The 21,244-nt window shown below is 60.8% G+C and carries 22 protein-coding genes and 1 other RNA gene; 9 read left to right on the forward strand and 14 right to left on the reverse strand.

The window, feature by feature from the left end:
- The coding region (locus ABL914_RS11495; RefSeq protein ID WP_391563325.1) for a class I tRNA ligase family protein at positions 1-1,210 on the forward strand (1,210 nt) is incomplete at its 5' end.
- Positions 1,207-1,953, forward strand: coding sequence for a 7-carboxy-7-deazaguanine synthase QueE (locus ABL914_RS11500; protein WP_391563326.1), 747 nt, complete (start codon positions 1,207-1,209; stop codon positions 1,951-1,953). The genes ABL914_RS11495 and ABL914_RS11500, both read left to right, overlap by 4 nt.
- 4 nt (positions 1,954-1,957) lie before the next feature.
- Here ABL914_RS11500 and ABL914_RS11505 read toward each other — a convergent pair whose 3' ends face one another.
- The 5 genes from ABL914_RS11505 to ABL914_RS11525 form a co-directional block, all read right to left on the reverse strand.
- Positions 1,958-3,625, reverse strand: a complete 1,668-nt coding sequence (locus ABL914_RS11505) for an ATP-binding protein (RefSeq protein ID WP_391563344.1) — start codon at positions 3,623-3,625, stop codon at positions 1,958-1,960.
- An 80-nt stretch (positions 3,626-3,705) separates the two neighbouring features.
- Positions 3,706-4,440 (reverse strand): TIGR02186 family protein, encoded by a 735-nt coding sequence (locus ABL914_RS11510; RefSeq protein WP_391563345.1) that lies wholly within the window; start codon positions 4,438-4,440, stop codon positions 3,706-3,708.
- Between the two features lie 14 nt (positions 4,441-4,454).
- Positions 4,455-5,369 (reverse strand): sulfite exporter TauE/SafE family protein, encoded by a 915-nt coding sequence (locus ABL914_RS11515; protein WP_391563327.1) that lies wholly within the window; start codon positions 5,367-5,369, stop codon positions 4,455-4,457.
- A gap of 51 nt (positions 5,370-5,420) precedes the next feature.
- Positions 5,421-6,635 carry a hypothetical protein gene (locus ABL914_RS11520; protein ID WP_391563328.1) on the reverse strand — a complete coding sequence of 405 codons (1,215 nt, stop codon included), beginning with the start codon at positions 6,633-6,635 and terminating at the stop codon, positions 5,421-5,423.
- Positions 6,632-8,053 carry a glycosyl transferase family protein gene (locus ABL914_RS11525; RefSeq protein WP_391563329.1) on the reverse strand — a complete coding sequence of 474 codons (1,422 nt, stop codon included), beginning with the start codon at positions 8,051-8,053 and terminating at the stop codon, positions 6,632-6,634. The genes ABL914_RS11520 and ABL914_RS11525 overlap by 4 nt, the downstream gene beginning before the upstream one ends.
- Before the next feature lie 179 nt (positions 8,054-8,232).
- Between ABL914_RS11525 and nhaA the strand changes: the two genes are divergently transcribed.
- Positions 8,233-9,426, forward strand: coding sequence for a Na+/H+ antiporter NhaA (gene nhaA / locus ABL914_RS11530; protein WP_391563330.1), 1,194 nt, complete (start codon positions 8,233-8,235; stop codon positions 9,424-9,426).
- Positions 9,427-9,429: 3 nt separating this feature from the next.
- Here nhaA and ABL914_RS11535 read toward each other — a convergent pair whose 3' ends face one another.
- Both ABL914_RS11535 and ABL914_RS11540 read right to left on the reverse strand, forming a co-directional pair.
- Positions 9,430-9,849 (reverse strand): VOC family protein, encoded by a 420-nt coding sequence (locus ABL914_RS11535; RefSeq protein WP_391563331.1) that lies wholly within the window; start codon positions 9,847-9,849, stop codon positions 9,430-9,432.
- A 92-nt stretch (positions 9,850-9,941) separates the two neighbouring features.
- Entirely contained in the window at positions 9,942-10,649 is a 708-nt protein-coding gene (locus tag ABL914_RS11540) for a TorF family putative porin (RefSeq protein ID WP_391563332.1), read from the reverse strand.
- Between the two features lie 312 nt (positions 10,650-10,961).
- Here ABL914_RS11540 and ABL914_RS11545 point away from each other — a divergent pair, with 312 nt between their 5' ends.
- Both ABL914_RS11545 and ABL914_RS11550 read left to right on the forward strand, forming a co-directional pair.
- Complete coding sequence (locus tag ABL914_RS11545) at positions 10,962-11,765, forward strand: metallophosphoesterase family protein (RefSeq protein ID WP_391563333.1); 804 nt, start codon at positions 10,962-10,964, stop codon at positions 11,763-11,765.
- A complete protein-coding gene (locus ABL914_RS11550; RefSeq protein WP_391563334.1) occupies positions 11,762-13,072 on the forward strand; it encodes a UDP-glucose dehydrogenase family protein in 1,311 nt (436 codons plus the stop codon). Before ABL914_RS11545 ends, ABL914_RS11550 begins: the two co-directional genes overlap by 4 nt.
- 7 nt (positions 13,073-13,079) lie before the next feature.
- On the opposite strand, the gene ABL914_RS11555 is transcribed toward ABL914_RS11550, so the two are convergent.
- From ABL914_RS11555 to ABL914_RS11585, 7 genes are all read right to left on the reverse strand, one after another.
- A complete protein-coding gene (locus tag ABL914_RS11555; protein WP_391563335.1) occupies positions 13,080-13,235 on the reverse strand; it encodes a hypothetical protein in 156 nt (51 codons plus the stop codon).
- A 157-nt stretch (positions 13,236-13,392) separates the two neighbouring features.
- Positions 13,393-14,163, reverse strand: a complete 771-nt coding sequence (locus ABL914_RS11560) for an SDR family NAD(P)-dependent oxidoreductase (protein WP_391563336.1) — start codon at positions 14,161-14,163, stop codon at positions 13,393-13,395.
- Between the two features lie 10 nt (positions 14,164-14,173).
- Positions 14,174-14,770, reverse strand: a complete 597-nt coding sequence (locus tag ABL914_RS11565; protein WP_391563337.1) for a GNAT family N-acetyltransferase — start codon at positions 14,768-14,770, stop codon at positions 14,174-14,176.
- 41 nt (positions 14,771-14,811) lie between these two features.
- Positions 14,812-15,225: RNase P RNA component class A (rnpB, locus tag ABL914_RS11570), an RNA gene on the reverse strand.
- Positions 15,226-15,231: 6 nt separating this feature from the next.
- Positions 15,232-15,933, reverse strand: coding sequence for an N-acetylmuramoyl-L-alanine amidase (locus ABL914_RS11575; RefSeq protein ID WP_391563338.1), 702 nt, complete (start codon positions 15,931-15,933; stop codon positions 15,232-15,234).
- Positions 15,934-15,946: 13 nt separating this feature from the next.
- The gene (locus tag ABL914_RS11580; protein WP_391563339.1) at positions 15,947-16,588 is read right to left on the reverse strand and encodes a histidine phosphotransferase family protein; all 642 of its coding nucleotides are present in this window, start codon (positions 16,586-16,588) and stop codon (positions 15,947-15,949) included.
- Positions 16,589-16,616: 28 nt separating this feature from the next.
- Positions 16,617-17,018 carry a Mov34/MPN/PAD-1 family protein gene (locus ABL914_RS11585; RefSeq protein WP_391563340.1) on the reverse strand — a complete coding sequence of 134 codons (402 nt, stop codon included), beginning with the start codon at positions 17,016-17,018 and terminating at the stop codon, positions 16,617-16,619.
- A 10-nt stretch (positions 17,019-17,028) separates the two neighbouring features.
- Between ABL914_RS11585 and ABL914_RS11590 the strand changes: the two genes are divergently transcribed.
- From ABL914_RS11590 to mtgA, 4 genes are all read left to right on the forward strand, one after another.
- Entirely contained in the window at positions 17,029-17,979 is a 951-nt protein-coding gene (locus tag ABL914_RS11590) for an RluA family pseudouridine synthase (RefSeq protein WP_391563341.1), read from the forward strand.
- 105 nt (positions 17,980-18,084) lie between these two features.
- Positions 18,085-19,005, forward strand: coding sequence for an RNA polymerase sigma factor RpoH (gene rpoH, locus ABL914_RS11595; protein WP_391563346.1), 921 nt, complete (start codon positions 18,085-18,087; stop codon positions 19,003-19,005).
- Positions 19,006-19,190: 185 nt separating this feature from the next.
- Positions 19,191-20,390 (forward strand): OmpA family protein, encoded by a 1,200-nt coding sequence (locus tag ABL914_RS11600; RefSeq protein WP_391563342.1) that lies wholly within the window; start codon positions 19,191-19,193, stop codon positions 20,388-20,390.
- Between the two features lie 94 nt (positions 20,391-20,484).
- The gene (gene mtgA, locus ABL914_RS11605; RefSeq protein WP_391563343.1) at positions 20,485-21,210 is read left to right on the forward strand and encodes a monofunctional biosynthetic peptidoglycan transglycosylase; all 726 of its coding nucleotides are present in this window, start codon (positions 20,485-20,487) and stop codon (positions 21,208-21,210) included.
- Positions 21,211-21,244: the final 34 nt, after the last annotated feature.

Genomic DNA, 21,244 nt, shown 5'->3' on the forward strand with positions numbered 1-21,244 from the left:
GGAGAGGGAGACGCTCCTCGCCCGCCATTACCCCGGCAATCTGCTCATCTCGGGCTTCGACATCCTGTTCTTCTGGGATGCGCGGATGATGATGATGGGCCAGGCGATGACGGGCAAGAACCCGTGGCCCAGGCTCTACCTGCACGGCCTGGTCCGCGCGCCCGATGGGCAGAAGATGTCCAAATCCAAAGGCAACGTAGTCGATCCGCTGGGCCTGATCGACCAGTTCGGCGCCGACGCGCTGCGCTTTTTCATGGCGGCGATGGAAAGCCAGGGCCGCGATATCAAGATGGATGAGCGCCGGGTTGAAGGCTATCGCAACTTCGCCACCAAGCTGTGGAACGCTGCGCGGTTCTGCCAATCGAACGGAATTTCTGCATCGGCATCACTTGCGGCACCTGCAGCAAAATCTGCGGTAAATCGCTGGATTATCGGCGAAGTAGTTGAAACGGTCGCGGCGCTGGATCAGGCCATGGCCGACTTGCGCTTTGATGCCGCCGCAAACGCAATCTACCATTTCGTCTGGGACCAGTTCTGCGATTGGTACATCGAACTGATCAAGGGATCGTTCGACGCGGAGACCAGGGCCGTGGCCGGCTGGGTGCTCGACCAGATCCTGGTCATGCTGCACCCGTTCATGCCGTTCGTGACCGAGGAGCTGTGGAGCAAGCTTGGTGATCGCGCGCACTATCCGCTGATCACCGCCAAGTGGCCCGAGCCGGGGGCGGTGGTTGATGCTGAGGCGAAGGCTGAGGTGGAGTGGCTGATCGCATTGGTCGGCAATCTGCGCACCGCCAAGAACGAGCTCGGCATCGCGCCGGGCGCAAAGCTGGATGCCTTCCTTCTTGATCCCAGCACCGCAACGCGCGGCACCATCGAGCGCAACCCCGGTGCGATCGAACGATTGGCCCGCCTCAACGGCATTCGCTTTGAAGCGGCACCCGCAGGCGCTGCGATGCAGATCGGCGCCGGCGATGCCAACATCGTGGTTCCGCTTGAAGGCGTGATCGACATCGAAGCCGAAAAGGCCCGGCTGGCCAAGGCGCTGGAAGCATCCACCAAGGAAGCCAAAGGCCTTGAAGGCCGCCTTTCCAACCCGGCCTTCGCCGAAAAGGCCAAGCCCGAAGCGGTCGAAAAGGCCCGCGCCGATCATGCCATGCACGCAGCCGAAGCCGAACGGCTGGCCGCTGCGCTGGCGCGGTTGGGGTGAGCCTTACCCTCGCCACGGTTACTCCGGGCGAGCCCGAAATTTTCGCCTCGCTGCAAGGCGAAGGGCGCAGCGCGGGTCTGCCCTGCACCTTCGTACGGCTCAGCCGCTGCAACCTGGCCTGCACCTGGTGCGATACCGCCTACACCTGGCGGTTCGAGGGCGGCGCCGATTTGCTTGGGCGCCCGCACCGCGACGCCATCGCGTTTGAGCGCAAGGCCAATCAGGTGGTGCTGAGTGAGGAAGATGTCGCCGAACGGATCATGGCGCTGGGCGGTAATCGGCTGGTGATCACCGGGGGTGAACCCATGCTGCAAGGGGCGGCGCTGGCGCGAATGGCGGGCCTGCTGGAAGGCCATACTATCGAGATCGAGACCAACGGGACGGTTGATCCGCATCATGCGCTAGGGCTCCTGGTGGCGCAGTATAATGTCAGCCCAAAGCTCAGCCATTCGGGAAATATTGCCGATATCGCATTGATTCCAGAGCGGCTTTCAGGCTGGGCAACCGAACCTAAAGCGTACTTCAAGTTCGTGGTTGCGGCACCCGAAGACCTGGCCGAAGTGCTGGATCTGATCGCAATTTACGCCATCCCAAAGCAGCGCGTCCAGTTGATGCCTGAAGGCACCCGCAGCGCAGATTTGCGCGCACGCGAAGCCTGGCTGGCGCCGCTATGCCAGGAGCATGGATTGGGAATGAGCGACCGCCTGCACATCCACCTTTATGGGGATACGCGCGGAACCTGAGCGACTAACGCCCCTGTGCGCGCCAGCGTTGGACGGTGCGGTTGACCATTTCCTCTTCACCGCCGCTGCTGTTCCACAGATCCGAGAACGAGGGATCTTCGGATGCAGGGCGCTTCATCTCTTCTAGCTCATCAAAAGCAACGCGGATCGGGATCGAAACGCCTTCGCCGCAGATGATGCATTCGCGGTTGCGCAAGGCCGGAATGGAATCGAGGAACCCGCGCGCGCCTTCGGGCATCGCCGCCTTCACAAAGGCCTGATCGCGATCGTTGTTAAGGCGCATCGAAATGATCGTGCCGCATTGTGACAGCACGCCTTCGGCAAGATCAGATGGGCGCTGCGTGATCAGGCCAAGGCTTATCCCATACTTACGGCCTTCCTTGGCGATCCGGCTGAGAATTCGGCCAACCGACGATCCATCGGAGTTTTTCTCGTTGGGCACATAGCGGTGGGCTTCTTCGCAGACCAGCAGCACTGGCCGGGTTTTTTCATCGCGTGCCCAGATCGCAAAATCGAATACCAGGCGGCTGAGGACGGCCACCACGGTGCTGGTTACATCGGATGGAACACCCGATACGTCGATGATCGAAATCGGCTTGCCTTTGCTGGGCATGCGGAAAATCTTGGCAATGAATTCAGCCATCGTATCGCCCACCAGCATCCCTGAAAACAGGAACTGATAGCGCGGATCGGCCTTGAGCTCATCGATCTTGGTCCGGATCCGCATGAACGGCGCAGTGCTGGTTGCCTTGTCCAGCTTGCCCATTTCGGTCTGCATGATGTTGGTCAAATCTGACAGGAGATAGGGAATCGGGCTATCGACAGTGATCTTGCCCATGCTTTCAGCCAGCCGATTTTTTGATCGTGCGGCCAGCAGGCACTTGGAAAGAATGTCCGAATCTTCTTGGCGATCATTGCCGGTAGAGGTCAGGAACACTTCGCAGTGCTCTTCAAAATTCATCAACCAATAGGGCATCTGCAAGTTCGACACGTCGAAGATCATGCCGGTTTGCTTGAACGCGGCCGAATATTCGCCATGCGGATCGATCATCACGATATGCCCTTCGGGGGCATGTTCGCAGATCCGGTGCAGGATCAGCGCGGCGCTGGTCGATTTGCCGGTACCGGTTGAGCCAAGCAGCGCAAAGTGTTTGCCCAGCATCGCATCGATATAAAGCCCGGCGCGGATATCCTTGGTGGGGAATACCGTGCCAACCTGGATCGAGGTGCGCCCGTCGCTGGCATAGATCTGCTTCAGATCGTTGGAGGTTGCCGGATAGATCAAAGCGCCTGGGATCGGATAGCGGGTAACCCCGCGGCGAAAGCTGTGAATCCGGCCGGTCAGCCGTTCCTCATCGCCCTCGCCCAGAAAGTCGATCTGAGCCATGATCCCGCCGGGCGTCTTGGAATCCTGACGCTGAGTTCGCACTGACGCCAGCAGCCAGCCCTTGCCGACGCGGATCTTAACCTGGCTGCCAACTTGCCCAGCCAGCGCAATCGAGGGATCGGCATCGCTGCCGCATTCTTGCAAGCGTTGCAGATCAAGCGCGATGACCGAGCCGGAACCAGCAATTTCAAGCACGATACCGATCGGTTCGCGCGCATTGTCAAATGCCTGGGCCTGCCCAGCAGCTTGAGCATTCTGCGCGGCGCTTTGGCCTTGTCCACTCATGTCATTCATCACGTGCTACGCCCCCATCGCGCAAGGCTGCGCAATCGTGGCTGTGCTAAATCAAAGCGGTTAAAATTGGCCTAAACCAGTGCAAACAGGCGCCCGGCCAGAATGCCCATCAGCACGGAAAGGGCAACTGCCAGCAGGCCATAGAAGAACCCATGATCGCGCGCGAATGTGGCAACCGCCAGTTCCATTCCGGTTTTGCGCACCTCAACCCGGCTAATTGCCGATGCTACAACCTTGCCATTACGGATCGCAAAGGTTTCGGCGGTATAGGTTCCGGTCTGCACGCTGGAAGGCAAGTCAATCCGGGCCTGATAGAGCACCTGCTGGCTGACTGTGACGCCTTTGGCGCTCTCTTTGTAAAGCCCTCCGCGTCCGAGCAGATCGACCAGGCCGGCGGTCATCCGGGCCTGGACTTTGGAATCATACGAGCCGATCGGCGACAATTGCAGCCACGGCAGGCCCAGCTCGTATATCGCGGCGGTCTTGTCATCGACGATCTTCTTGATCGGGCGTGACGATGCGACCGCAAAAAAGGTCGGGGCGGAGCGGAATTCGGCGCTATCGGCATTGACCCAGATCCCTGCAATCCGCTGTTTTTCGCGCAGCACAATCGATCGGGTTGGCCCTTTCAGCACCACCACAATATCATAATCCTGGCCCGCGCGGGTTCCCTCGGGTGTCAGGATTGCGCCGAACAGCAACAGCTCGGTGCCGCGAAAGCCCTGCCGCACCTGCACTTCGTGCTGAGAGATTTCGGGCACCAGAATAGGATCGCTGGCACCAAGCAGCAACAGCGCCGCCAGCATGGCCCACAGCGCCTTCACGATGGCACCACGGTGAAAATTTCATCCGGCTGCCAGCCCAGCCCCAAGGCCATCCGCAGCGCAACCAGCAGCACCGTTGCAGCCAAAGCCAGCCGAAGCTTTTCCGCCGGGATCTGCTGCGCCAACTGAGCCCCGATTTGCGCGCCTGAAACCGAACCGATCAGCAGCAGCGCAGCCAGCACAACATCAACCGCGCGGGTGGTCATCGAATGCATCATTGTGGTGGCCATCGTCACAAACAGGATCTGGAACAGCGATGTGCCAACCACCACATTGGCGCTCATCCCCAGGATGTAGAGCATCGCCGGGACCAGCACAAAGCCGCCACCAATCCCCATCAGCATGGTCAAAATCCCGGTGAACACGCCCAGCAAAAGCGGCGCTAGCGGGGAAATGTAGAGGCCCGAGCGATAGAACCGCCAGCGCATCGGCAAGCTGGCAACCATCGGATGGTGGCGCCGTTTGCGTGCGGGCAGCGCAATACCGGTCTTCTGCGCCTGCAGCGATTGCCAGCTTTCGCGGGCCATGATCCCGCCGATTCCGCCCAGCAACAGAACATAAAGCAGGTTGATGACCACATCGATCTGGCCCAGCGCCTGCAGCAGGCTGAACAGGCCTGCGCCCAATACGGTACCGATGATCCCGCCGGCCACCATCACCGCGCCCATCTGGTAATCGACCCCGCCGCGCCGGGTATGAGCAAAAACGCCAGAAACGCTGGCGCCGGTAACCTGGCTGGCTGCCGATGCGGCCGCTACGGTGGGCGGGATGCCATAGAAAATCATCAGCGGAGTGGTCAAAAAACCGCCGCCTACCCCAAACATGCCAGAAAGGATGCCCGTCAGCGCCCCAAGCGCGACGATCACCAGGCCATTTACCGAAAGGTTGGCGATGGGAAGATAGACATCCATTACAGACTTGAAAGCCTAGCCCAGCGGGAAGGCCAAAAAAAGGCCGGAAGCCTAGAAACCCGCAGAAAGTGTCAGCACCGCACCGTTGCCGGGCGCAGCACGTCCTGCCACACGGATCCGGTAGTCTGCCGAAATGCGGGCACCACCTGGACCGATCGGAACCGCCAGCGTTGCAGTGGGGCCAACATCCAGCCGGTTTGCTCCCCTCTGCGCCCCGCCCCACACGCCGCCGCCAACACGAAATTCCAGCCAGCCCGAGCGAGCGAGCGGGCGTTCAAGCCGGGCCTGCCCGTCAGCAAAAGCGCTGCTATCCACCCCGCCGACGTAGCCGGCCTGCACATAAGCCTCGCCCCGCAAGCCAAGCGGCAGTTTGACCGGCGGCAGTTCAGTGACAACGGCGAATGCCGGACGCAACCGGGTTCCACTGAGCGTCCGTGTAGCGCGGGCTTCGGCCATAACAGCCAGCGGAACCTTGGGCGCCGGCCTGATCGAGAAGCCGGCCGCAACTTCCTCACCGCGGGGGAACTGCAGCCCGCTTGATCCGCGCAGATAGAGTTCCGGGCGCAGCGCACTGGTCAGCGAAAGGCGATACCGCAGCACCGTGCCAGCCTGACTGCCGCCATAGAAGCCAACCGGCACGACCACGCCGGGCAGGCCTGCACCTGGCGCGTTGAAGCCATTACCACCTTCGCGCAGCAACAACCAAGCATCGACCGACCAGCGCGAATGACGCGGCCGCGGCTGCGGCGCAGCCACAGCCGTTGCCGGGAAACGCTGCGATCGCGCTGCGTCCATCGCCCCGCCCTCTTCAATCGTCGGAATGTTCATGCCGATCGCGGTAAGCTCGGCATGGCCGGCAAGCACCCTGAGCGAAGGTCGTTTCGGCTGACTTTGTTCAGCAGTCTGGGCCAGCGGCGTTTCAGGCACTGCCGGAACGATGGCAGGTGCGGTTGGTTCTGTGCCCATTTCCACGCCCGTTTCAGCCGTTGTGTCTACAGCCGGGTTGGGTTCAGCGGCAGGACTGGAAAGCGGCACAGGCGGCTCCAGATTGCGTTCCACCGGCACAACGCTTGGCGGCGCCGGGACCAGCGACCGGGCGGGCCTGGGCCGGGCCGCATCGTCAGCTTGGCGGGCGGCTGCGGCTTTGGCCGGAATGGTTCGGGGCGCTTCCCACATTGCCGCGCGGGCACCCACCCAGCTGACCATCAGCAGGATCAATGCCAGCAAGGGCTGGCCGCGCCTTCGGATATTTGGCCGCGCCTTCATGCCTTGGCCCTATGCCGAAGGCTGGCAAAGGCCGGGTGTGCTTCGTGTACGGTTTTTTCCCAGGTAACCCGTCCATCCTGAAGCGAGCGGAAATAGGCAACCAGTGCGCGGCGTCCGGCCATAATCGCGATGACATTGCCGATCGGGATCCGCAGCATTGATCGCAAGCCTTCGCGCCAGCCATATTCGCGCGTGGTGAACACTGATCGGCACAGCGCCCGCCAGGCAAACCCGGCAAAGCTGGCCAGCAGCATCACCCGCAGCGGTGAAGACAGTTCAAGCACATCAACCTTGCCCTGCCACTGTAGCACGATCAGCCCTGCATCGAGCACCAACAGCAGATAGGCCGCAGCCAGGACCAGCGCGGTCAGCGGACCGCGCCGATCGCGCAGCGCCATCCAGATATCTACCAGATTGTGCGTCCACCCGATCCGGTCCCAGCCCTGGAAGGCGATCCCGTGAAGCCAGCGGGTTTTCTGGCGCACCGCGCTTTCCAGGCGATGGGGGAAATAGCTGCGCGTGGCGACCAGCGTGCCCGAATCATCCCGCAGCCGCAGAAAGGCACTGCCGCGGCCCTGGCGGCTCATCACCAGGCCCAATTCATAGTCTTCAGTCAGGCAGCCAGGTTCAAACGGACCACTTTCGCCGCCAAGCAATCTGCTTTCTGCCAAAGCGCCAAGCGCTGATCGGGAAAAACCGCAGCCCACCCCCGCCGCCGGGATTGCAGCACCCAACGCAGCGCGCACAACCATCCCTTTGGCATGATTTTCGGCGAATTCATCGGAATAGTGCCCAGCGATCCAGCGTGATCCGTCTTGTGGTTCAGGGCGTACCGGCAGCTGGACGAAATCGCGCATCATCAATGCTGCATCAATCGCTTGCAGCGCGCAGGGATGAACCATGTCTTCAGCATCGTGCATCACAACGCTGGCAAAATTGAACCCGCGCCGGGCTTCATCGGCGCAAAGCGCACGGTAAAGCCGATTGAGGCAATCCGCCTTGGTTGTGGGCCCGCGCGCAGCCAGCGTTACCAGCCGCACCCGCCGATCATCGCCGATCGCCTGGATCGCAGCAGCAAGCGTGGCCGGATCATTGCGGTAGCAGCCGACATAGACGGTCAGTTCGCGTTGGGGCCAGGTGGCGAGCATATGGGCAACCGTGGTGCCAATCACTTGCGCCTCGCCAAAAGCGGGCAACAAAACCGCCGCAGGCCCCGAAAGCGGCGCCGAGCCATAGCCCACCGGCAATTGCGGGGTTTTGGTTCGCCCGCTCAACCGCAAACCCAGCCAGGCCAGATCGACCGCGAATTCATCGACCAGCCCGATGCAAAACCAGAAGGCCGAAAAAGCCAGCAGTTCGCGTTCGACCAGCAACAGCCAGTCGAGTGCGCTCCATGCAGCTTCCCCGCCCGCAATCATTTCGCCTATTATGCCCCGTCAACTCAGACTCAAGAAAATCAGCCTATCGGCTAAGCATAGACTGTCAACGCGATTGATCTGGACCATTCCATTTCTTGGATTTATTTCCGCAAGATCATTGCGGTACACCAAATTCGGTTTGGCTTGCATCGCAGATCAATTTGCCCGATTCGTCCCGCATGCCTGCGCGCCGCCATCCGATCTCAGCTTTGATCAGCGCGGTGGTGCGCCTTTTTGGCGGCGAGGCCGGTGCTGGATCGCTTTTGATCGCTGTCGCCCTGATCGCACTGGCTCTGGCCAATTCGCCCTGGGATTCGCTTTGGCATGGACTGTTCCACCACGCCCTGCCGGCAAGTCCGATTGCCAGGCTTTCCACGCTGCACCTGTGGATCAGCGATGGCCTGATGGCGCTGTTCTTCTTTGTGGTCGGGCTGGAAATCAAGCGCGAGGTGCTGGAAGGTGAACTGGCCCACCCAGCGCAGCGGCGCTTGCCGGTGCTGGCAGCGGTGTTGGGCATGGCAGTGCCGGCAATGGTGTTCTTGCTGGTTACCCGGAACGTGCCGGAATTGGGCCCCGGCTGGGCCATTCCCGCCGCCACCGATATCGCCTTTGCAGTTGGCGTGATTGCCTTGCTGGGCAGCGCGGTTCCGCCATCGCTGCGGCTGTTCCTTTTGACTGTAGCAATCGTGGACGATCTGGGGGCTGTGGCGATCATCGCGCTTGCCTATACGGCGAAAATCGATCCAGGCTGGCTGATTGCGGCGGCGCTTGTGCTGGCGGCAATGGCCACGATGAACCGATTGGGGATCAAGCGTGGCTGGGCCTATGCGCTGAGCGGAACGATCCTGTGGTTCTGTGTCCTTCATTCAGGCGTTCACGCCACCGTGGCCGGCGTGCTGGCTGCACTGACCGTGCCGATCGCACTCGACCGCCAAGGGGAAAGTCTGCTGCTGCGGATGGAACACGTGCTGGCTCCGGTCAGCGCCTATTTCATCGTGCCGCTGTTCGGCCTTGCCAATGCGGGGGTCACCCTTCCAGCCGCCATGCCGAACGGCGCAGCGCTGATCTTGCCACTGGGTATCGCCCTGGGTCTGGTCGCGGGCAAGACCTGCGGCATTTTCTGCGCGGTGCTGTTGGCCGAGCGCAGCGGCTTTGCCCGGCGCCCGTCCGGGGCCAACTGGAACCAAGTCCTGGGCCTTTCAGCCCTGTGCGGGATCGGCTTTACGATGAGCCTGTTTATCGGCCAGTTGGCATTTCCGGCTAACCCGGCGCTGGTCGAAGATGCCAAGCTGGGGGTGCTGAGCGGGTCGCTGGTGGCCGGAATATTCGGCTATGCAATATTGCGCCTGTCCGTCCGCCAGCCGCAAACCTAGCCGCTACCAGCTTCCGACATTGGGCATACTGAGCCAAGGTTCCGCCGGTTCAAGATTGCCATCCTGAAGCAATTCAACCGAGATGCCATCGGGCGATTTGACAAAGGCCATGTGCCCATCGCGCGGGGGGCGGTGAATGGTGTGCCCCGCCGCCAGCAGCGCTGCGCAAGTTCCATAGACATCCGCAACCCGGTAGGCGAGGTGACCAAAATTACGCCCGCCATCGTAGTCTTGCGGATCCCAGTTATGGGTCAATTCAACTTCGGCCACGCCTTCCTCGCCTGGCGCGGCCAGAAAAATCAGGGTGAAGCGGCCCTGTTCGCTGGAAAAGCGGCGTACTTCATCCAGCCCGATCAGCTTGAAAAAGGCGATAGTGGCATCGGGATCGGTCACCCGGATCATTGCGTGAAGAAATTTGGTCATGGGATTTACTATGACGCGTGTGCACACAAGGCAACACTGGCCCGTCCTGGATCGACCTGGACGGGCCAATTGCAGAGTCAATCAGGGCTTGCTTAGAACGCCAGTTTCACCGTTCCAACCACCGTATCGTCCGAAAAACCGCCGATCGAAGCGCCATCAACCCCGACATAGGCAACGCCGACAGACAGGTTTTTGGATACCGCCGCAGTGGCGCCAACCGAATAATCCCAGCCGCCATCGGCGCTGGTCAGGGTCAGCCGGTTGGGCGAAAGGGCGCCGTCACTATAACCCAGATGGGCGTTCAGGCTAACCGGAGTGCCTGGAACGCCTGCACCAAGATCGGTGAAAACATAGACATTATCATCCCCGCCCAAGGCATCCTGCTTTGGCGCATAGTTTACGCCCAGTTTGGCGGTTGCCGGGCCCAGCGTTGTTGAAAGCGAGGCATAGGGCTCGATAAAGTTGCCGCTGGCGGCCGGATTGGTGCCGTTGGGATACGTGTACCAGGTCACGCCAAGATCGGCGACCAGCCCGCTGCTGATGTTACCCGACCAGCCCGCATAGACATCGATTTCAGCCGAGCCATAGGTATCGGCGCCATCCTGCTCAAGGCTGGAGCCCCAGGTACCCAGATAAAACCCGCTGGTGTGGTTGACCTGGATCGAACCCTGAAGCGCAAAATCGCCAGCCGAATAGGAAATTCCGCGCCAGCGATAATCACTGACACCGGTCACATTGCCCGAAACGGTGAATTCAGCAGGAGGATCGGTTTCATCAGCAAATGCGGGGGTGGCAACCATGACAGCGCCGATAACAAGCGAAGCGGCAACAAGGCCGCGAATGGACGTTAGCATATCAATCTTCCTTTGAGCGATTGTAGTTGCTTCGTCCCACCTGCAGGCGGCCGCTGTTTCTCATATTCGGAAACATTCAGGTCGCTAGGCAGGCGGACTGCACAATTTTGCTGCATTGCACAAGAGCAGATCGCGCCTTATTTTGCGTTAACCATGCGATGTGTGGTTTCGCTGCCACGCCGGGTGGAATCGTGCACAGGCTTGGCATTGTTCGTTAAGGGTCGTGGCGCTATAGGCTTCAACGAAGAAATTCTCCCCATGCTCAAGTTCTTGCGCTCTCTTTTTGGCCCCCGTCAGAGCGGCCCAGCCCCGGCCATTCCCGCCGGTCAGCGGATCTATGCGGTGGGCGATGTGCACGGCTGCCTGGCTCAGTTCGAAGCCTTGATCACCGCGATTGAGGCTGACGATGCTGATCGTGGCGCTGCCGATACCACGATCGTGCTGCTGGGCGACCTGATCGATCGCGGGCCCGACAGCGCCGGAGTGGTGCGTGCCGCGCGCAATCTGGCGCAGCGCCGCAGCGTACGCATCCTGATGGGCAACCATGAAGAGATGATGCTTGATGCGCTGGAAAGCGAAGAAGTGTTGCGCCATTTCCTGCGCTTTGGCGGGCGCGAGACCGTGCTGTCTTATCCGGTTGATCCCGATGCCTACCACCAGGCCGAAATTGCCGAGACGCTGGAACTTATGCGCGCTGCAGTACCGCCCGAGGATATCGAATTTCTGCGCAGCTTCGAAGACCAGATCCTGATTGGCGATTTTCTGTTTGTCCATGCCGGGATTCGCCCCGATTTGCCGCTGGACCAGCAGCGCCACGCAGACCTGCGCTGGATTCGCGAGCCGTTCCTGTCACACAGCCGCAGCTTTGGTCCGATAGTAGTTCACGGACATACAATTTCCGAAAATGCCGATATCAAACCGAACCGGATTGGCATCGACACCGGGGCCTACCGAACCGGGCGCTTGACCGCGCTTGGACTGGAAGGCACCGCGCGCTGGCTGATTGAAGCCGCAGCAGACGAACAAGGCGCGGTAAGCGCCGCACTAAGGAGTGCCGCATGAAAATCGCAATGGTCGGCTCGGGCTATGTCGGGCTGGTATCGGGGGCTTGCTTCGCCGATTTCGGACACGATGTGGTCTGTATCGACAAGGACCCGGCAAAAATCGATAGCCTGCGCGCCGGGGTGATGCCGATTTTTGAGCCGGGCCTGGCCGAACTGGTCACCTCCAACGCCAAATCCGGTCGCCTTTCGTTTACTACCGATCTGGCCGAGGGCATTGCCGGGGCAGCGGCGATCTTTATTGCGGTGGGCACCCCCAGCCGCCGCGGCGATGGCCATGCCGATCTTTCGTTCGTCTATGCCGTTGCTGAGGAAGTGGGCCAGCACCTTAGGAACGATGCCGTTATCATCACCAAATCGACCGTGCCGGTGGGCACTGGCGATGAAGTGGAACGAATCCTGTCTGAAGCCGGCCTGGCGGTGAAATTCGCGGTTGCGTCCAACCCTGAATTCCTGCGCGAAGGCGCCGCGATCGATGATTTCAAGCGGCCAGACCGGATCGTGATCGGCACCGAAGACGAATGGGCCCGCAGCGTGATGCGCGAGGTCTATCGCCCGCTTTTCCTCAACAAGAGCCCGATCCTGTTCACCAGCCGCCGCACCAGTGAACTGATCAAATATGCCGCCAACGCCTTTCTTGCGGTCAAGATCACTTTCATCAACGAAATGGCCGATCTTTGCGAAAAAGTTGGAGCAGATGTGCAGGACGTTTCGCGCGGGATCGGGATGGACGGGCGGATCGGTTCCAAATTCCTCCATGCCGGCCCTGGTTATGGCGGATCATGCTTCCCCAAGGATACCCTCGCGCTGCTGAAAACGGCTGAGGATTACGAAGCCCCGACCCGGATCATTGAAGCGGTGGTTGCTGTCAACGACAGCCGCAAGCGCGCGATGGGCCGCAAGGTTATCGAGGCGCTGGGCGGTGCAGACGAAGCGCGCGGCAAAAAGGTTGCCATGCTGGGCCTGACCTTCAAACCAAACACCGATGATATGCGCGATAGCCCCGCCATCGCCATTGCGCTGGCGCTGGCCGATGCCGGGGTGCAGGTTGCCGCCTATGATCCCGAAGGTATGGAACTTGCCGCGCCGTTGATGCCCGCTGTGGAAATGAAAACCAACGCCTATGCCGCGATCGAAGGCGCCGACGCCACCGTGATAGTTACCGAATGGGACGCCTTCCGGGCGCTTGATTTCGAGCGGGTCAAAAGCCTGATGGTCCAGCCGGTGCTGGTGGATCTGCGCAATATCTACAACCCGATCGAAGTTCGCGCGATGGGCTTTGCTTATTCAAGTGTGGGGCGGGCCTAGACGGCGCTCACCTGCTTTTGATTCTGCTGGTCAGGTGGAACAGCCAGCAACGATCACAGTGATAGGCGCGCAAAGGAAACTCTGCCTTGCCAGCGGCGCGCAAGGCATCGTCGCGGCTGGCATAGCGCGCCTTCTTCTCGCAAATACTCAGCCGGGTCCGCATTGGCTCTCCGATCAATTCGCTTCAGTAGCCGCCGGGAATCCGTAACTCCATAGATCCTTCCCGTTTTTGGCGAAGGCCACAAATGGGGTGGTGGATCGTTCGAAGGACGAGACGGAGGGGTATCGAGGCCAGCCTCCAAACCCCTCCGTCAACCGCCTCAAGCATTCCGCGCCATCAGCCCGCCATCGACGGGGATCGTCACCCCGGTGATATAGGACGCGCCGGGCAAGCACAGGCTCCAGGTGACGTGCGCCACTTCTTCGGGCTGGCCATAACGGCGAAGGGCCGTGCGGCGGTGCGCGTAAGTGGCTTTGTCAGCATCGGGCACCTTGGCGGTCATCCCGGTTTCAATCGGACCGGGACAGACGCAATTGACAGTGATGCCGATCTTGCCCAGTTCCAGCGCCAAGGCCCGGGTAAGACCGGTGACAGCAGCCTTGCTGGCCGCATAAGCGCTGTTTCCCCCGGTTGCACCCAAGGCTTCAGTTGAAGCGATGTTGACGATCCGCGCTGCGGGAGCCTGCCTTAACCATGGCAGCGCGGCTCGGATAACGCGTTGCTGCGCGGTTGCATTGACCCGCATTACCCGGTCCCAGACATCGTCGTATTCTTCGCCATCGATCGGCGCCCAATTCGAAATCCCGGCATTGTTGACCACAACGTCAAGCCGATCATGCCAGTTCCCGATTTCGCCCAGAACCCGCGTGATCGCATCGGGGTCGGCCACGTCCAGTGCCCAGCCTCGAACCGATCCGCCAGATGCGGCGATTTCAAGCGCGGTTGCCTCAGCACCTGCGGCGTTCACATCGGTGACGGCAACATGCGCGCCCTCTTCAGCAAAAAGCCGCGCGGTGGCCCGGCCCATCCCGGATGCAGCGCCTGTCACCAACACCACCAGACCGGTGACTGAGCGAAGGGGATTTGTCATGTGGTGCTCCTCAAATCAGCGGCCAGTCGTAGCGATCGAAGGCGTGGCCCGATAGCTCGATCTGTTCGAAAAAGGTGACCCCGAATTTCCGGGCGACGGCCAGCGAGGCGTGGTTATCGGCGTCAATCACCGACATGATCTTGCCCAGCCGCAATGCGCTGCGGGCATAGTTATAGACACAACCTGCCGCTTCAGAGGCATAGCCTTTGCCCCAATGCTCCTTGGCAAAAGTATAACCAAGCTCAGGGACTTGCTCAAGCTGCACATCGGCCGGGGCCTGCGCGCGAAAGAACCAGCCCTTGCGGACAGCGCCGGGCACGGGGGCGGCCTCAACCACCGCATCGCTCAGCCCGCAGCGGCCCACCAGCACACCATCACTTTTGCGCAGCACGGCCAGCTGCCCCAGCGCGGCATCGGCATAACTTGCCAGAACCGCCATCAGCCAATCGCGCGATTCCTGGGGTGAGCGCGGCTTTCCGGTAGCAATGTACCGGGCCACATCGGGATCGGCCTGAATGCAGGTGTAGAAATCCAGATCATCTGGCGTGATCCGGCGCAGCACCAGCCGCTTGGTTTCAATTGCATCGGTTCCACTGGCCAAGGTCATCGGACAATCCTGCGCTCCACGCCTTCGGGAATCCAGATGAAATTGCCAGGGGGCCTGTAAGCCGGGTTCTGTAGCGCGGACGGTATCCCAAAAGAGACCGTATCCGCACTGGCAGCCATTCCTCTAGGCGATGCATTGCTGCAGCGCTCAAGCAACCAACCCGGGCGGTCGATGCGAAACACACCAACTGATCCTTTTGGGATCAGCGCGCCGCCCCTATTCGGTCTTGCTCCGGGTGGGGTTTGCCGTGCGAGTGATGTTACCACCACCCCGGTGCGCTCTTACCGCACCCTTTCACCCTTACCTGATAAATCAGGCGGTCTGCTCTCTGTGGCACTTTCCCTGGGCTTCCCTGCAAGCAAGTCGCCCGGCGGGCGTTACCCGCCACCCTTGTTTCGTGGAGCCCGGACTTTCCTCGCGGTTCTTGCGAACCCCGCGGCTGCCCGGCCCCCTGGCGCCCTCTACCTAGTCTTTCCGCTGTCACGATCCAAGAGCAAAGAAAACAACATCGCTGAACATTCCCCATCGACCTGCCCGTCGATGATATGCGGGCGCCAGCGGCGCTGGAATGCCCGCATTGCAGCTGCGGTATCGGAAATGTCATAGCCCCAGCGTTCTAAACCAAGGAAGAACGCCCCGTCATTCTCGAACGGTGAGGGCGCGGTGACGCGGGGAGTTTTTAGTGCCAGCCGGTGCGCAGCAAGCAGGTCCCAGTCAAACAGTTCGCCCGGGTCTTCCTTGCGCTGCGGGGCGACATCCGAATGGCCGACCACGTTGGCGCGGGGCACATCCCAGCGCTCGACAATGCCGGCCAGCAAGGGCAGCAGGGCTTCCATCTGCGCATCCGGAAACGGCCGATAGCCAAATTCATGCCCCGGATTGACGATCTCGATCCCGACGCTGGCCGAATTGACGTCTTTCACTCCGCGCCAATAGCTCTTGCCCGCATGATACGCCCGGCGATCCTCGCGCACCAGGCGATGGATCTTGCCGTCTTCCTCGATCATATAGTGCGCGGAGACGCCTGCTTCCTCGCTGCGCAGCCGCTCGAGCGCTTCATCGGCGCTTTGCATGCCGGTGTAATGCAACACGACCATCGAAACCGGAAGTTTGCGCTCGTTCCAGTTGGGAGACGGGCTTTCGAAGTCAATCAGTTCGTCCATGGCACCTCAGACATCAGCCCTCAGGCAAAACCGCGCCCATCACCAGCGCTTCTTCGGTTAACGCAAACTGCAGCCCGCCGCCTTGCTGCTCAGCCAATTGATGCAGCATCCAGGCTGGAGCCGTGCGGCTGGAAAGATCGGCAATTGGCAACGATCCATCCAGCGCCCGGCCAATATCGCCATCAAACGCAATCCTGGGCCCGGCGGCGCGAACCACGATTTCGCTGGCTCCGCCGCGGCTTTCCACACCAATATCCAGCGTGCCACCGCGCACCAGCGCATCGATCCCGATGTGCGAAAGATTGAGCAGCACCTTTACCGCGGCTTTGGGCAGTGCATCAACGCCCAGCGTCCATTGCACCTTGATCCGCCCATTCCCGGCCACCAGCGCATCGATCAGGGCCTTGGGCTCTTCCACCGCCACGCTGGAACCGAACCCGCCAGCAGCGCCGAAAGCAAGCCGGAAGAATTTGAGCTTGTCGGCACTGGTGCGCGCAGACTGCTCAAGCAGTTCCATGCAGCGCTTGCGCATTTCCGGGTCTTTCTCTTCCGCCAGAAGTTCAAGCCCATTGTTCATCGCGCCAACCGGCGAAAGCAGATCGTGGCACAGCCGCGAACAGAGCAGAGCGGCAAGATCAACTGAAGTTTCGGTCATAGAGCCCCTGGATGCGTTTGATCGACCCTTAGCTGTCCGCGAACCGGGTGGAAAGCGGTTCGAAGCCTGATGGACAATCACGCCACCAGGAAACCACCCCATCAGCCACAATTGCCCAGGTTCGCAGATCGCCACTGGCCTGGGCACGGTCTTCATCCGAAGGCCCGGCAAGGCCATTTGGATGCGAGTGGTAATAGCCGATGATCTCCAGCCCGCCGCCGCGCGCGGCCCGGTGCGCGGCGATCAAGGCCCCGGGATCGAGCTCAAAATGACGCTCCGGCTCGGGGTGAACATTGGCCGCAGGCTGGGCCAGCGCGATCTGGTTCCCCTGCCCCAGCAGCAATCCGCAACACTCACGCGGGTAGGCGCGCTGCGCTTCTTCGATCAGTGTGGCAATCGTGCCACTTGTCACCAACAGGACCATCCCCATCTGCTTAGCAATGAATGAGGGAGATTCCATCGTTTCCGGCGTGATCGCCAGTGAAGGCCAGCGGCTTGACAAGGCCCTGGCCGAAGCCAGCGGCCTATCGCGTGAGCGGATCAAGGCTTTGATGGGCGAAGGCCGGGTCTTGCTGGGCGGAAAAGTGGCTGCGCAGGCCAGCTTCAAGCCAGCCTTGGACACCGCGTTTGAAATCCGTGTTCCGCAGGTTGCCCCGTCCGAAGCCGCCGCCCAGGATATCCCGCTGAATGTGGTCTATGAAGACGAGCATCTGATCGTGATCGACAAGCCTGCCGGCCTGGTCGTGCACCCCGCCGCCGGCAACCTTGATGGAACCCTGGTCAACGCCCTGCTTCACCACTGCAAAGGCCAGCTTTCGGGCGTGGGCGGGGTCGCGCGGCCGGGAATCGTCCACCGGATCGATAAGGACACATCCGGCCTGATGGTCGTGGCCAAGACCGACAAGGCCCATGAAGGCCTGGCCCGGCAATTTGCCGATCATTCGATCGAGCGGGCCTATCTTGCATTTGTTGCCGGCTTGCCAGTGCCGCAGGCCGGCACGGTCCGCGGCCACATCGGACGGTCTGACAAGGACCGCAAGAAGATGGCAGTGCTTCATGAAGAGAACAAGCGCGGCAAGCATGCGGTTACGCATTACCGGCTGCTAGAGCCGCTGGAGGGTGCCTCGCTGGTCGAATGCCGGCTCGAAACAGGTAGAACCCACCAGGTCCGCGTTCACATGACATCAATCGGCCATCCGCTATTGGGGGATCCAGCATATGGACGCACCCCGCCGCGGCTTCGGCCCGCGCTCACCCAGCTTCACTTCGCCCGCCAGGCACTGCATGCCGCAGTGCTGGGTTTCATCCATCCCGTCACGGGGGCAACCTTGCGTTTCGAAAGCAAGCTGCCTGCCGACATGGCGGGGCTGTTGGTCGAATTGAGGACCTAAAGCCAAGCTATCGTGTTATAAGACAATCCCATGTGGTCAACCGCCGCGGATGCCTATTAAGGGTCTGGCAAGGGTGGGCCGACGATGAAAGGACGAATGAAGACCATGTCCGATGCAAAGCGCAAACTGCCCGCCACCAGCGGCAACACCCTGCCCAGCCTTTCGGGCGAGCAGGGCCTCAACCGCTATCTGGCTGAGATCAAGAAATTCCCGATCCTGACCGCAGAGCAGGAATATATGCTGGCCAAACGCTATGCCGAGCATCAGGATCCTGATGCGGCCAAGCAACTGGTTACCAGCCACCTGCGCCTCGTGTCCAAGATCGCAATGGGTTACCGCGGCTATGGCCTGCCGGTTTCCGAGCTGATTTCCGAAGGCAACATTGGCTTGATGCAGGGCGTCAAGAAATTTGAACCCGATCGCGGTTTTCGCCTGGCGACATATGCGATGTGGTGGATCAAGGCGTCGATCCAGGAATTCATCCTGCGCAGCTGGAGCCTGGTCAAGATCGGCACGACCGCTGCCCAGAAGAAGCTGTTTTTCAACCTGCGGCGGATGAAGAAAAACCTCGACGCTTATGAGGATTCCGATCTCCACCCCGATCAGGTCAAGAAAATCGCAACCGATCTTGGCGTGTCCGAGGCTGAAGTGGTCAACATGAACCGCCGGATGATGATGGGCGGCGATGCATCGCTCAACATCTCGTTCAACGAGGACGGCGAAGGCCAGTGGCAGGACATGCTGGAAGACAATGGCCCGCTGCAGGACCAGATCGCTGAGGATACGCAGGAAGCCGGCAATCGCCACGCCCTGCTGACCGAGGCAATGGAAAGCCTGAACGAGCGTGAGCGCCACATCCTGACCCAGCGCCGCCTGATCGAGGATCCGCAAACGCTGGAAGAACTCAGCCAGGAATACCAGGTTAGCCGCGAACGCGTCCGCCAGATCGAAGTCCGCGCCTTTGAAAAGCTGCAAAAGGCGATGCTGCGCATTGCCAGCGACAAACGGCTTCTGCCGGCAGCGTAACTTCTGGCGGCGGATGCTCGGCAAAAAATCGGCCCGTCAGCGGCCAGAATGTCGATTCGATCAAAGACTCACGTATCAGACACGCTAGATTGATGCCCAGGCCATGACTTTCGGTGCGAAAGTCAGAGGCTATGGGTCGGTCACTGTTCGCACGTGTTTTTGCTGTGAAATGGGAAGGAACGACAATGCGCAATCTGACAATGGGGGTGATCCTCGCATCCACCGCGCTCGCCACTCCGGCGCTCGCCCGGGATGATTCGGTCTATATTGAAATCGACGGCGGTGTGGTCTTCGTCGATGCCCTTAACTTCGATCTTGATCACGTATCGAACCCGCTGGGATTGCCGGTTAATTCGCGGGTGGCAACGCTGGATACCAAGCCAGGCTATGATTTTGGCGGGATCATCGGTTACGATTTCGGCGGTTTCAGGCTGGAAGCCGAAGCAAGCCATCGCCGTGCAGGGGCCAAATCGCTGCTGGTGGCCAACGGAGCGCAGCTTTATCCGCTGGCCGACGCTACTGGCAATGTCAGCACCCTCAGCTTCATGGTCAACGGCTTGTTCGATCTGGGACCCAATGACGGGCCGCAGGTTTTTGCAGGCGGCGGGGTTGGCTATGGTCGCACTAAAATCAATGCAGCGGCATCCCCCGATCCTTCCGCCGATTTTGCGGTCAACGGAACCGACAGCGGCTTTGCCTGGCAACTGATCGCGGGACTGCGCTATCCGCTTGGCGATCGTATCGATATCGGCTTGAAGTATCGCTATTTCAATCAGGACAACGTCTTCGTTCCTGCAACGTATACTTTTGCCCGTGTCGTCAGTCCTGATTCGGTTGGGCCTAGAGCGGTGGTTGGCGGAACGGCGTATACCGACACGGTCAACACCCGCATGCGCTCGCATTCGGCAATGCTGACGCTGACGTACAACTTCACCGGAGCGCCGCCGCCGCCGGTGGTTGCAGAGCCGGTTCCGCCCCTGCCGATACCAGTCGAGCCGCCGCTCGTCGGTGTGACCCCGCCCGCGCCCCCGCCGTGCAACAAGGGGCCCTATATCGTGTTCTTCGATTGGGATAAGTCTGAGATCACGCCTGAGGCTTCGGCGGTGCTTGATAGCGCTGTGGTTGCTTACGGGAACTGCGCCAGTGTGCCGATCATGCTGGCTGGACATGCCGATCGTTCGGGCAGCAACGCCTATAACGAAGGCCTTTCGCAGCGCCGCAACGCTTCGGTGACCGCCTACCTTACCCAGCGCGGGATCCCGGGCGGGGCGATCAGCAGCCAGTCCTTTGGTGAAGGCGCCAACCGTGTGCCCACCGCTGATGGCGTAAAGGAACTGCAAAATCGCCGGGTGGAAATCACCTATGGTCCCGGCTCTGGCATGTAAGCCAGGCTTTCCAGGATGCGCAAATCGGGGGGCGGAGCGATTGGCCCCCCCTTTTTGTTGCGGGCTGGCAGGGGTTCGCTAGATTGGCCGCAGCATGTTTCGATTTATCAAGCCCACCCGCCGTTCCGATCACCCATCACTGGCTGGCAGGATCGGCTGGTTTATTGGCCGATCAATCATCTGGTTTGTTGTGGGCAGCGTGGGGCTGACGGTGTTCTACAAATTTGTGCCGGTGCCGGTAACGATCACCATGGTGGCTGATCCGGGTGGTTTCGACAAGGACTGGACCAGCCTTAACAATATCGACCGATCGATGGTGGATGCAGTAATCGCGGGAGAAGACGCCAAATTCTGCAGCCACAGCGGCTTTGATGGCGAAGCGATCGAACAGGCGATGGAGAAGAATTCGCGCGGCAAGCGCCTGCGTGGCGGCTCCACGATCAGCCAGCAGACCGCCAAGAATGTGTTTCTGTGGCAGGGCACGGGCTGGACTCGGTATCTGCGCAAGGGGCTGGAAGTGTGGTTCACCGTGCTGATCGAGAACATCTGGGGCAAGCGGCGGATCATGGAAGTCTATCTCAATGTCGCCGAAACCGGGATCGGCACATACGGCGTGGAAGCAGCATCGCAGCGCTATTTTCGCCATTCGGCCACGCGGCTAAGCCGGGTTGAAGCGGCCCGGATTGCCGCCGCCCTGCCCGCCCCCAAACGCCGCGCCGTGATTGATCCAGCCGGCTTCACCCGCCGCCACGGCAACGCCATCGCGGCGCGCAGCGGGGTGGTGCGGAATGAGGCGCTGGACGCCTGTGTTTATGAGTGAACCGCGCTAGATCCTCCCCATTTTTGGCGCATGC

It is taken from the genome of Novosphingobium sp. (genome assembly GCF_040079535.1).
Classification (GTDB): domain Bacteria; phylum Pseudomonadota; class Alphaproteobacteria; order Sphingomonadales; family Sphingomonadaceae; genus Novosphingobium.